Origin of the sequence: Lentzea sp. NPDC051213 (assembly GCF_044455585.1) — a bacterium.
GTDB lineage: Bacteria > Actinomycetota > Actinomycetes > Mycobacteriales > Pseudonocardiaceae > Lentzea.
The window spans coordinates 22,692-34,005 of the sequence record NZ_JBITEX010000004.1; the positions used below are offsets into that span (position 1 = coordinate 22,692).

9 protein-coding genes are annotated in these 11,314 nt (G+C 70.1%); 4 read left to right on the forward strand and 5 right to left on the reverse strand.

Annotated features, from left to right (window positions below):
* Positions 1-5: 5 nt before the first annotated feature.
* Positions 6-1,271, reverse strand: a complete 1,266-nt coding sequence (locus ACIA8G_RS18320; RefSeq protein ID WP_396419712.1) for a glutamate-5-semialdehyde dehydrogenase — start codon at positions 1,269-1,271, stop codon at positions 6-8.
* A gap of 62 nt (positions 1,272-1,333) precedes the next feature.
* Between ACIA8G_RS18320 and ACIA8G_RS18325 the strand changes: the two genes are divergently transcribed.
* On the forward strand, positions 1,334-3,418 hold the full coding sequence (locus tag ACIA8G_RS18325) for a RecQ family ATP-dependent DNA helicase (protein ID WP_396420536.1): 2,085 nt from the start codon (positions 1,334-1,336) through the stop codon (positions 3,416-3,418).
* Here the strand turns inward: ACIA8G_RS18325 and ACIA8G_RS18330 are convergent.
* A complete protein-coding gene (locus tag ACIA8G_RS18330) occupies positions 3,408-4,610 on the reverse strand; it encodes a hypothetical protein (RefSeq protein WP_396419713.1) in 1,203 nt (400 codons plus the stop codon). The two genes, ACIA8G_RS18325 and ACIA8G_RS18330, sit on opposite strands and share 11 nt — an antisense overlap.
* A gap of 81 nt (positions 4,611-4,691) precedes the next feature.
* Here ACIA8G_RS18330 and ACIA8G_RS18335 point away from each other — a divergent pair, with 81 nt between their 5' ends.
* A complete protein-coding gene (locus ACIA8G_RS18335) occupies positions 4,692-5,594 on the forward strand; it encodes a PrsW family intramembrane metalloprotease (protein ID WP_396419714.1) in 903 nt (300 codons plus the stop codon).
* Here the strand turns inward: ACIA8G_RS18335 and ACIA8G_RS18340 are convergent, their stop codons facing one another.
* On the reverse strand, positions 5,595-7,847 hold the full coding sequence (locus ACIA8G_RS18340; protein ID WP_396419715.1) for a choice-of-anchor P family protein: 2,253 nt from the start codon (positions 7,845-7,847) through the stop codon (positions 5,595-5,597). It abuts the gene before it with no gap.
* A gap of 111 nt (positions 7,848-7,958) precedes the next feature.
* Positions 7,959-8,675 carry an alpha/beta fold hydrolase gene (locus tag ACIA8G_RS18345; RefSeq protein WP_396419716.1) on the reverse strand — a complete coding sequence of 239 codons (717 nt, stop codon included), beginning with the start codon at positions 8,673-8,675 and terminating at the stop codon, positions 7,959-7,961.
* Between the two features lie 40 nt (positions 8,676-8,715).
* Here ACIA8G_RS18345 and ACIA8G_RS18350 point away from each other — a divergent pair, with 40 nt between their 5' ends.
* Positions 8,716-9,909 (forward strand): cytochrome P450, encoded by a 1,194-nt coding sequence (locus tag ACIA8G_RS18350; protein WP_396419717.1) that lies wholly within the window; start codon positions 8,716-8,718, stop codon positions 9,907-9,909.
* On the opposite strand, the gene ACIA8G_RS18355 is transcribed toward ACIA8G_RS18350, so the two are convergent.
* Entirely contained in the window at positions 9,887-10,297 is a 411-nt protein-coding gene (locus ACIA8G_RS18355; protein WP_396419718.1) for a DUF1772 domain-containing protein, read from the reverse strand. The two genes, ACIA8G_RS18350 and ACIA8G_RS18355, sit on opposite strands and share 23 nt — an antisense overlap.
* Positions 10,298-10,378: 81 nt before the next feature.
* Between ACIA8G_RS18355 and ACIA8G_RS18360 the strand changes: the two genes are divergently transcribed.
* Positions 10,379-11,278 carry an AraC family transcriptional regulator gene (locus tag ACIA8G_RS18360; RefSeq protein ID WP_396419719.1) on the forward strand — a complete coding sequence of 300 codons (900 nt, stop codon included), beginning with the start codon at positions 10,379-10,381 and terminating at the stop codon, positions 11,276-11,278.
* Positions 11,279-11,314: the final 36 nt, after the last annotated feature.

Here is an 11,314-nt window from a genome sequence, read left to right on the forward strand (position 1 = left end):
AGGCACTATCCCTTCGGGCGCGTGTGGCCTTCGCCCCAGACGACCCATTTCGAGGACGTCAGCTCGGATAGGCCCATCGGACCGCGCGCGTGCAGCTTCTGCGTGGAGATGCCGATCTCCGCGCCCATGCCGAACTCCGCGCCGTCGGTGAACGCCGTGGAGGCGTTGACGAACACGGCCGCCGCGTCCACACGCGTGGTGAACTTGCGTGCTGCCGCGACGTCGTTCGTCACGATGGCCTCGCTGTGGCCGGAGCCGTACGTCGCGATGTGCTTCACCGCTTCGTCCAGCGAGTCGACGACCTTCGCCGCGATGTCGAGGCTCAGGTACTCGGTGCCCCAGTCGTCGTCGTTGGCGGGCACGACGTTCGGCTGCTGAGCGAACTGCTCGTCGCCGTGGATGGTCACGCTCTCCTGCTGCAACGCCTTGGTGATGCGCGGGACGAACTCACCGGCCACGTCCTTGTGCACCAGCACGGACTCCGCCGCGTTGCACACGCTCGTGCGCCGCGTCTTCGCGTTGAGGACGATGGCCTCGGCCATGTCGAGGTCGGCGTGCGCGTCCACGTACACGTGGCAGTTGCCGACGCCGGTCTCGATCGCGGGAACCGTCGCCTGCTCGACGACGGCGTTGATCAAACCCGCGCCACCACGGGGAATCACCAGGTCGACCAGGCCGCGCGCGGTGATGAGGTGCGTGACGGACGCTCGGTCGTGGCACGGCAGCAACTGCACGCAGTCGGCCGGCAAGTTCACGCTTTCGAGTGCATCGCGCAGCACGGCGACGAGCGTGGTGTTCGAGTGCTCGGCGGTCGAGGAACCCCGCAGCAACGCGGCGTTGCCCGACTTCAGCGCAAGACCGGCGGCGTCGACCGTGACGTTGGGGCGGCCCTCGTAGACCATGCCGACGACGCCCATCGGGACGCGGACGTTCCGGAGCTCCAGGCCGTTCGGGAGAATGCCGCCGCGGACCACCTCGCCGACTGGATCCGCAAGTCCCGCAACGGTTTCCAGGCCCTTGGCCACGCCCTCGATGCGGGCTTCGGTGAGCGCGAGGCGGTCGAGGATGCCCTCCGGGAGCCCGGCCGCCTTCCCCGCTTCGAGGTCCTTCTGGTTGGCCTCGATGATCTCCGGCGCGCGCTGGCGGAGCGCGGCAGCCATCTCGTGCAGCGCGGCGTCCTTGCGCTCACGGGTGGCGAGGACGAGTTCGTCGGCGGCGACGCGGGCGCGGCGGGCTGCTGCGTGCACCTGGTCGCGCAGGTCATCAGTCACGTCGCACAGCTTACGACCTGCGACAATCACAATTGTCAGAGCCGCCTGGCATGCTCCTGCACGTGGACGACATCGCGTTGCGAGAACTGGCCGAAGAACGGCTCCGGGCACTGGCGGGCCCGGAGGCGGTGCTGCGCGAGGACCAGTGGACGGCGATCCACACCCTCGTGGCGCAGCGCCGCAGAGCTCTCGTCGTGCAACGCACCGGCTGGGGCAAGTCGGCGGTGTACTTCATCGCGACGGCGTTGCTGCGCGAGCTCGGCGAGGGCCCGACGGTCATCGTGTCGCCACTGCTCGCCTTGATGCGCAACCAGGTCGACGCGGCGGCGCGGGCGGGCGTGCACGCGGTGACGATCAACTCGGCGAACACCGACGAGTGGGACGCCGTGCAGGAGCAGGTCAAGGCCGGCGACGTCGACGTGCTCCTGGTGAGTCCGGAACGGCTGAACAACCCCGACTTCCGGGACACGGTGCTGCCCTCGCTGACGGCCTCCGCGGGCATGCTCGTGGTCGACGAGGCCCACTGCATCTCGGACTGGGGTCACGACTTCCGGCCGGACTACCGCAGGCTGCGGACGTTGCTGACGGAGCTGCCACCGGGCGTGCCGGTGCTGGCGACGACGGCGACGGCCAACGACCGGGTCGTGCACGACGTGACCGAGCAGCTGGGGCTCGGCGCGGAAGAGGGAACGCTGGTGCTGCGCGGGCCGCTCGACCGCGACAGCCTCAGGTTGTCCGTGGCGCTGCTGCCGACCGCCGAGTCACGCCTCGGGTGGCTCGCCGAGCAGCTGGACCGGCTGCCTGGCTCCGGGATCATCTACACGCTCACGGTCGCGGCGGCGGACGACATCGCGGCGTTCCTGTCCTCGCGCGGGCATCCGGTGGCCGCGTACTCGGGCAAGACCGAGACCGCCGAACGCCAGCGCGCCGAGGAAGACCTGCTGGCCAACCGGGTCAAAGCACTTGTCGCCACCTCAGCCCTGGGCATGGGTTTCGACAAGCCGGACCTGGGGTTCGTCGTCCACGTCGGCGCGCCGTCCTCCCCGATCGCCTACTACCAGCAGATCGGCCGGGCGGGCCGCGGCGTCGAACGCGCCGAGGTGGTCCTGCTGCCGGGCCACGAGGACCGCGACATCTGGGCGTACTTCGCCTCGCTCGCGTTCCCGGCCGAGGTGGTGGTGCGGCAGGTGCTGTCCGCGTTGGCCGGGGCGGCCAAGCCGCTCTCGACGGCGGCGCTGGAGCCGATGGTCGAGCTGTCCCGCAGCAGGCTCGAGGTCGTGCTGAAGGTGCTGGACGTCGACGGAGCGGTGCGGCGGGTGCGCGGCGGCTGGGAGGCGACCGGGCAGCCGTGGGAGTACGACGGCGACCGGTATGCGCGCATCGCGGAGGCGCGCAAGGCCGAACAGCAGGTGATGATCGAGTACCTGAAGACCCCGCTGTGCCGGATGAAGTTCCTGCAGGACCAGCTAGACGACCCGCACGCGCGAGAGTGCGGGCGCTGCGACAACTGCACCGGCGAACGGCTGTCGGTCGAGGTCTCGGAATCCGCGGCGGGCGCCGCCCGCGAACGGCTGCTGCGCCCCGGCCTGGACGTGGCACCGCGCAAGATGTGGCCGACCGGCATGGCCGCGATCGGGGTGCCGCTGTCCGGCAAGATCCCGCCGGCGGAGATCGCGACAACGGGCAGGGCGCTCGGCCGCCTCACCGACATCGGCTGGGGCACGAGGCTGCGCGACCTGCTAGCCGACGGCGCCGACCGCGAGATCCCCGAAGACGTCTTCGCGGCCTGCGTGAAGGTGCTGACGGCGTGGAACTGGGACGAACGCCCGGTCGGCGTGGTGACGGTCGGCTCCCGGCGCCGCCCGGCCCTGGTCGGCAGCTTCGGCCAGCGAATCGCCACGATCGGGCGGCTGCCGCTGCTCGGCACCGTGTGGCTCGGTGAGTCGACGCACCGAGCCAACAGCGCCCAGCGTCTCGCGGGGCTGGTGCGGTCCGGCGAGGCACCCGACGTGTCCGGTGTGGACGGTCCGATTCTGTTGGTGGACGACCACATCGACACCGGGTGGACGATGACCGTCGCCGCTCGAATGCTTCGGAAGGAGGGGGTGCCCGCGGTGCTGCCGTTCGCACTGGCTGTCACGAACTGAGATCGACCGACTGCTCCCGAGGAACGCGGACGGGGGTGAGCTCACGATGTGCATCGGGCGCGGCCAGCCCGAGCAACCGGTAACAGGAGTCCCGCAGCCCGGCTGCGGCCTTCCCTGGACGTGAGGTCACCAGCGGAGCCACCTCGCTCGCCAGGTCGGCGTCGTCACCGAGCTGCCTGACCAGCGGTTCGGCGGCGCGCAACCGACCAGCGAGCTGGCCCAGCCGGGCCTGCGGGGAGTTGTCCGCGATCGCGAGCCACGGCGGTGGTTCGACGAGCATGACCGGCCTGCCGATCGCGGCGGCGTAGGCGGTGGTGGAGCCGTGGTCACCGATGACGTGGTCCGCGGCGACGAGCGCGGCGCGCCAGTCGAGCTCCGGGGTGAACAGCTTGAGCCCGGCGTCGACGCAGTCCGCCAGCCACGCCTTCACCTGCCTCGGTCCGTGCCCGTACCAGATCGCGGGGTGGCACAACGCTGCCACGCGGAACCGGTCGGGCGGCAGTTCGGTGAGCAGCCGCGCGATGACCTCCAGGTGGGCGCCGAAGAGCGAATCGACGCCCCACGTCGAGGTGACGACTACCAGCGACTGCTCGGGCGCGATGCCGAGTGCCGCGCTGTAGGCGGCGCGCGAGGGCAGGCTGGCGGTCAACCGGTCGAACGTGAGGTCGCCGATCACCTCGGCCACGTCGAGGGCCTCCCGGCACTGGTCGCGCAGCACGTCGAGCTGGCTGTCGTGGGAGAGCACGACCAGGTCCGCGACAGGTTTCCCGTTGTGCAGCAGGCGTTGGCTGTCGAGGCCGTACGGCCTCAGCTCGCCGGTCGTGCTCCGATGGCTCTTGGCGTAGCCGGCACCGTGGGCCATCACGACGACGGGCGCGTGCAACTGGTGCAACGAGCCGTACGCCGCCGCCAGCGCGAGGTCGAACCGTTCCCGGATCGCCTGCTCCCACGACAGCACCACACCTTCGGTTGATCGCAGGAGATCCGCCACGCCGTTGCCGAAAGCGTCGGGAGCCTGGGTGAAGACCACTTGGAGGCGCCAGTCGTTCTCCAGCAGCTCGACGGCCTCCATCACGCGCTCGGCGCTGGTCATCGTGTGTACGACGGCGAGCACGGTGCGCAGATCGCGCCGCGTCACCCAGTGCTGGGCGTTGATGCCGATCGGCACTTCGAGCCATCCGGATGCGTCCATCAGCCCACAGTTCCGACGAGTCGGAGGCGCCGTCAAAGGCCCGAGTTGTCCGCACCGAGCGTGGGCGAGAAACTCCGGGCCATGGTTACGCCTGGACCCACCACGCGCCGCTCGTGGCTGCGGATGTTCTTCGTCGGCCTGGCACTGTGGGTCGCGACAGTGGTGATCACGTACCTCACCGGCAACGCCAACCTGATTCCCACCATCGTGCTGCTGGGCAGCTTCCTGGTGCCGGCGACGTTCGTGGCCTGGGCGTTCGAGCACAGCCACTCCGGCGAGGTGACCGGGGAGATCGTGTTCCGGACGTTCGCGGTCGGTGGCGTGCTGGGGGTGCTGGGCGCGTCGTTGCTGGAGACGTACCTGCTGCATCCGTCGCCGTGGCTGTTCGTCGGGGTCGGGCTGATCGAGGAAGCGGTCAAGCTCGCGGCGCTGGCGTTGCTCACTCGGCACCTGGCGCACAAGTCCTGTCGCGACGGGCTGGTGCTCGGGGCGAGTGTCGGGTTCGGGTTCGCCGCGTTCGAGTCGGCTGGGTATGCGTTGATGGCGACGTTGACCGAGGACGGGTTGTCGTTGCTGGACCTGGTGACCACGGAGTTGTTGCGCGGGTTGCTCGCGCCGTTCGGGCACGGGTTGTGGACGGCGATTCTTGGTGGTGTGTTGTTCTCGCGTAGTGGGCGGGAGCACTTCATGCTCACCGGGCGGCTGCTGTGGGCCTATCTCGGTGTGTCGCTGCTGCATGCGTTGTGGGACTCGACGAACAGCATCGCCGCCTTGATCACGGCGGTGGTGACCGGCGGGTCGTGGCAGGAGCACGCGCAGCTGTTCACGGTGGTCACGTGGCTCGGCTTTGCGGCGATCTCGGTGGTCGGCGTGGCGTGGCTCGTGAGCCTGGTTCGGGCGTCACGGCGGGAGTTCGCGCCGGTGCGCGGGTATCCCCTGCGCACCGACGCGAGGTGGTGGCCGGCAGGGCGGCCACCACAGTGATCAGCAGTTGTGGATGCCGGAGGTCGCGGACGACACGACGAGGTCCACGCCGGGCAGGGTGATGTGTGCGCCGTTGACCTTGAGGCCACCGGGCACCGGTACCTGCTCGTTGAGCACGATCTTGCCGCCGGGCAACAGGATCGTGGTGTTCGGTGCGGTGGTGATGGCAACGGGCAGGCCGGCGACGGTCAGCGCGCCGATCGTGACGTTGCCGGTGGCGCCGCCGCACGTGCTGCGTGAGGTGGCGACCACGTCCCGCAGCGCGACGATGCCCACGCCGACTTCCGCTACCGATGTGCGTGCGGTTGAGGTGCCCGGTGCCAGGGTGGTGATCACCGAGGTGCACAACGCGCGGGCGCCCAGTGGTGAGGTGAGGGACGCTACGCACGGTGGTGCGGTGGTGGTTGCGCGGGCGGTGCGGACCTCGCCGGTGTCCGGCGTCCGTGGCACGGTGACGCCCTGGCCCAGCATCTGCACGGTGCCGAACAGGCCGAAGCCGCGGCCGGTCATGTGTTGCAGGCCAACGGAAGCGGTGGCCTGACTCGGTTCGTAGAACTGGTCGCCGGTGAAGGTCGCGGTCACCGGCACGGTGGCGGCGTCGTTCAGCGGCTGGTCGACGGACGCGATCGTGCACTCGGCCAGGCCGGCGGCGTCGGTGGTGTCCACACAGGACTGGGTGCCGCCTAGGTTCAGCGTCACGCTGCGGCCGGCGACCGGTGTGCCGTCGTCCTCGACGAGTTTGGCGGCCAGGCGGGCGGGTTCGGCGTTGGCCACGGTGGTGTCGCCGGTGTAGGCGAGGCTGGTTTCTTCTTTGGTGACAACGAAGTCGACCGTGGCACCGGAGGGCAGCAGGCCCTTGCTGCCGGCGAAGGCGGCAGTGAGCGGGTACGTACCGGCCGGTTCGCCTGGGGTCAGCGAGCACGACGCGACGCCGTCGGCGTTCGTGTCGGCCGTGCAGGTTTCAGCGTTGTTCAGCTTGAACACCACCGGCTGGCCACCAACTGGCGCGCCGGACGAGGTGATCGTCAGGCGGGCGGACACCATTGCGGGGTCGTGGAAGTCGCCGGTCAGAGCGCCGGTGTAGGTCAGCGTGGTCGGCTTGCGGGTCACCTCGAACTGCACCTGTGCGCTGGACGGCTGGTGCACGACGTCGCCGCCGTAGCCGATCGCCAACGGGTAGGTGCCCGCGACCTCGTTCGGTGTCAGGGAGCAAGTCGCCACACCGTTTGCGTTCGTCGTGCCGACGCACACCTCGGTGGCGTTGAGGCGGAACACCAGCTGGGCGTTCGGCACCGGGGCGCCCGAGGTGGTGGCCGTGAGGCGTGCGGAGAGCGTCGCCGGGTCGCCGGTGAAGCCGGAAGTCGGGCCGGTGTAGGTGATCGTCGTGGACTCGACGAGGTAGCTGATGGTCACCGACGGCTCTTCGCCGGTCTCCTCGAGCACGAAGTTCGACACACCGGCGCCCGCGTGGGCGGAGCCGTTGCCGCCGTCACCGCCGTCGACCGCAACGAACGGCGGGGCCGGGGCCTGGAAGCCGGACGCGCCGCCTCCGCCGCCGAACCAGCCACCGGCACCGCCTCCACCGCCGCCGCCTCCCGCGGTCACGGGGTTGCCGGGCGCTCCGAAGCCACCGGCGCCGAACGAGCCGGGCTGGCCGGGCAAGCCGCCCGGTCCGGGGAGGCCGGGTGAGCCGCCTCCGTTGTCACCGCCGTTGCCACCGTTGCTGCCGGCGATGCAGCCGATCGCGAAGCAGCGGCCGCCACCGCCACCGCCGCCGGGTGCGACGACCAATCTGCTGCCGAGGCTGTCGCACGGGGCCGCGGCCGAGCAGAGCCGCACGTCGCTCGCTCCGCCGCCGGCACCGCCCGCGAACGGCGCGCCGAGGCCACCGGGGGCACCGCCGCCGAAGCCCGCCACGCCACCGTTGACGCCGCTGCCGTCGCCGCCGTTCTGACCTACCGCGACCACGAGCTGGGTGACGCCGGACGGGACCGCCAGGTCCGCTGTGGCTCGGTAGCCGGGTCTACCGTCGGGCGCGGAGCCGTCGCCGCCGTCAGCGCCGTTGCCTCCGCGTCCGCCGATGGCGACGACGCGGAGCTTCGTGACACCTGCGGGGATCGAGTAGGTCTGCTCGCCGCCGTTCGGGTGGAACGTCTTCGACACGAAGTGGTCGGCGAGTGCTGGTGGTGCGAACACGACGCTCGCGCCTATGAGGCCGATGGTGAGCGCCGTCGCGAGCCTTGCTCGGGACATCGGGGTGCCTTCCGTGCATGAGGGGCCCCGACCCGGCGAAAGGATCCCGCACTCCAATTCGGGACGACACGAACTTCACCCGAACGCCGCATCAAGTGCACCCGACAAGGGTCATGCCAGGAAACGCAGCGCAACGTCGCGGAACTCCGCCGGACGCGTGCTGTGCACGCGGTGACCCGCGTCGATCGTGATCAGCTCGGCGTGCGGGATCTCCCCGGCCACGTCCTCCAGGCGCTCGACCGGCACGTGGCTGCGCGAGCCACCGCTGATCACCAGGGTGGGTGCCTTGATCGCGGCCAGGCCGTTCCACCACAACGGGTCTGGGGCGCGGAGCTGGGTGAGCACCTGCGGCACCACCCGGCGGTCGAAACCGCGGCGCAGCAGGCCCTGCATCGCGAGCGTCAGCGTCACGCCGCGCTTCGGTTGCCTGGGCGGGCCGGAGCGCGGTGGTGGCGGCGGATCCTCCAGCACGAGCCGGCGCACGCGGTCCGGGCGGCGGCCGGCCAGCAGGGCCGCGACGTGGCCGCCGAGCGAGTGGCCGATCAGGTCGAACTCGGCGATGTCGAGCGCGTCGAGCACGCCCACGACGTCGCGCTGGACCGAGTCGAGGCGGTAGTCGCCTGTCCACGAGCTGCGGCCGTGGCCGCGCAGATCCGGGGCGATCACCTGGCGGCCGGACAGGACCAGGTCGTGGATGAACCGCGTCCACGTGGCCGAACTGCCGGCCAGCGCGTGCAGCAGCACGACGACCGGGCCGGCTCCTTCGTAGCGGTAGGCGATGGTCACACCGCCGACTTCCAAGGTGGGCAGTGGAATCCGTGCTGACATTGCGAACCGTCCCCCGGTGCGGTGTGGCACTGTCGTTTCCATGATTCCGGACGTCGTGCGGTTCCGGCAGGCCGATCTTCTTTCCGGTCTGCACCGGAGATTCGGGCCGGTGGTGCGGATGGGTCCGTACACCTACCTGCTCGGGCCGGAGGCGAACCGGTTCGTCTTCGCCAACTCCGAGCTGTTCGAGATGGAGCGGGCGTTCCAGGCGCTGGTGCCGGTGGACGGGCCCACGTCGTTGATCGTCAGCGACGGCGAGGACCACAAGCGGCGGCGCCGGCTCGTGCAGCCCGCGTTGGTGCATCGGCAGATCGCGAACTACGTCCCGGTCATGCGGGCCAACGCGGAGGAGGCGCTCGAGGCGTGGCGGCCCGGTCAGACCGTCGACGCCTACCAGGAGTTCCGCCGGGCGATCCGGCGCAGCACGATCCACGCGTTGTTCGGCGAGAAGCTCGCGCAGGACTCGGACTTCTTCGGCGCGCACCTGCAGCTGCTGATCAATCTGATCGACCGCAACCCCGCGGTGGTCGCGTTGCTCCAGCGCTTCAAGACACCCGCGTGGCGCAACGCGATGAACGCGCGGAGAACCGTTGACGCACGGGTCTACCAGGCGATCGAGGAGGCCCGGCAGGCCGGCACGGCCGACGACGATCACGTGCTCGCGTCGTTGGTGCGCGAGAAGGACGGGCTGAACGATCTAGAAGTGCGCGACCAGGTCGTCACCCTGATCGCGGCCGGGTACGAGACGACCAGTGGTGCCACGGCGTGGGCGATCTTCAACCTGTTGCGGCACAACGGAGTCTGGGAACGCGCCCGGGAAGATGACGACTACCTGGCCAACGTGGTGAACGAGACGCTGCGCCTGTATCCCCCGGCGGTCATCTCGGCACGGGTCGCGGCGCAGCCGTTCGAGTTCGCCGGCAAGAAGATCAAGCAGGGCACGTTCCTGTTGTACAGCCCGTACGTCACGCATCGGCTGGCCGAGGTGTGGCCCGACCCGTTGCGGTTCGACCCGGACCGGTGGGAACGCAAGCCGGCGCCGCACGAGTTCCTGCCGTTCGGTGGCGGCCCGCACCGGTGCATCGGCGCCGGGCTCGCCACGACGGAGCTCACCGTGATGCTGAAAGCGTTGCTGCAAAAGCCGAAACCCGAGCTGCTCCCCCAGCGCATCACGCCGACCAGCGTCGCCGCGATGCGCCCGAAGCACGGCCTCAGAATCCGAGTAGCAGGATGACCATCGAGGCGAGGCAGGCGATGGCACGCACGTGGTTCCACAGCGTCCACTTGCGCAGGTACTCGGGCCAGTAGGCGTCGTCGGTCCGTTCGAGCCGGTTGTTCATCGGCACGTTGACGGCCATCGTCAGCACGACACAGCCGACGATGTAGAGCAGACCGCCCACGATCCGTCCCTGGAAGACCTCGATGCCGCACGGCACCACGTTGCCGAGGAACACCAGCAGGAACACCGGGTTCTGGATCCGGACGTTGATCCGGCGCATCGCCGCGCGGGCCTGCTCGGCGGGCAGGTCCGCGAGCCCCGGCATCACGGCGACGGAGAAGGCGAAGAACAGGCCGGCCATCAGGCCGGAAGCGGCGGCTGCGATCAGCGTGACTGTCCCCATGGCGTTCACTCTGACCCCTCAGCGCCGGACTCTCAATGACAATTCATCGCGCGGGCTTGCTCGTTCGTCCAGACTGGTGACATGACGGACGCGCTGGGCGAGGCCCTGCACCTCATGAGGATGTCCGGCACGTTCTACTGCCGGACCGAGCTGACCGAACCGTGGGGGCTGACGATGCCCGACATGGCCGACTGCCTGTGGTTCCACGTCCTCACCAGCGGCCGCTGCGAGATCGAGGTCGACGGCAAGATCACGCAACTCGAACCGGGCGACGTCTTGCTCGTGCCGGGCGGCCAGGGCCACCGGCTGTTCCACGGTGCCGCCGAAACACCGCTCGTCACGACGTTGCCGCACACGTTCGAGACGGACAGCTACGCGATCCTGCGACACGGCGGCGATGGTGCCGCGACGCACCTCGTGTGTGGCGCGGTGAAGTTCGACCACCCGGCCGCAAAGCACCTGGTCAACGTGTTGCCGCACGTGCTGTACGTGCGCCGCGCCGACGACATGCGCGCCACGATCGACCTGATGGCCGCCGAGGCGCGGAACCTGCGCCCCGGCGGCGAAGCGGTCATCACCAGGCTCGCGGACGTGCTGGTGATCCAGACGATCCGCTCGTGGCTCGCCACCGACCCGGCCGCGCGCACCGGCTGGCTCGGCGCGTTGCAGGACCAGCAGATCGGGCAGGCGCTGGCGCTGATCCACCGCGACCCCGCGCAACCGTGGACCGTCGAACGCCTGGCGCACCAGACGGCGATGTCCCGGTCGGCGTTCGCGGCCCGGTTCACCGATCTCGTCGGCGAACCAGCCATGCGGTACGTCACCCGGTGGCGCATGCACGTCGCGATGAACCGCCTGAAAGACCGCGACAGCACGGTCAGCGAGATCGCCCGCGGCCTCGGCTACGAGTCGGAGGCGGCGTTCAGCCGGGCGTTCAAGCGGATCGTCGGGGTCTCCCCCGGTCAGGCCCGCGCGGGCTGAAGCAGGTCCCACCAGCTGCCGCAGTCGGCGCCTCCC

Bases quoted from the DNA above. Each gene is read 5' to 3' on its own strand.
- ACIA8G_RS18330 (WP_396419713.1), bottom strand. From the start codon at position 4,610: ATGGACGCATCCGGATGGCTCGAAGTGCCGATCGGCATCAACGCCCAG.
- ACIA8G_RS18335 (WP_396419714.1), top strand. From the start codon at position 4,692: ATGGTTACGCCTGGACCCACCACGCGCCGCTCGTGGCTGCGGATGTTC.
- ACIA8G_RS18340 (WP_396419715.1), bottom strand. From the start codon at position 7,847: ATGTCCCGAGCAAGGCTCGCGACGGCGCTCACCATCGGCCTCATAGGC.
- ACIA8G_RS18345 (WP_396419716.1), bottom strand. From the start codon at position 8,675: ATGTCAGCACGGATTCCACTGCCCACCTTGGAAGTCGGCGGTGTGACC.
- ACIA8G_RS18350 (WP_396419717.1), top strand. From the start codon at position 8,716: ATGATTCCGGACGTCGTGCGGTTCCGGCAGGCCGATCTTCTTTCCGGT.
- ACIA8G_RS18355 (WP_396419718.1), bottom strand. From the start codon at position 10,297: ATGGGGACAGTCACGCTGATCGCAGCCGCCGCTTCCGGCCTGATGGCC.
- ACIA8G_RS18360 (WP_396419719.1), top strand. From the start codon at position 10,379: ATGACGGACGCGCTGGGCGAGGCCCTGCACCTCATGAGGATGTCCGGC.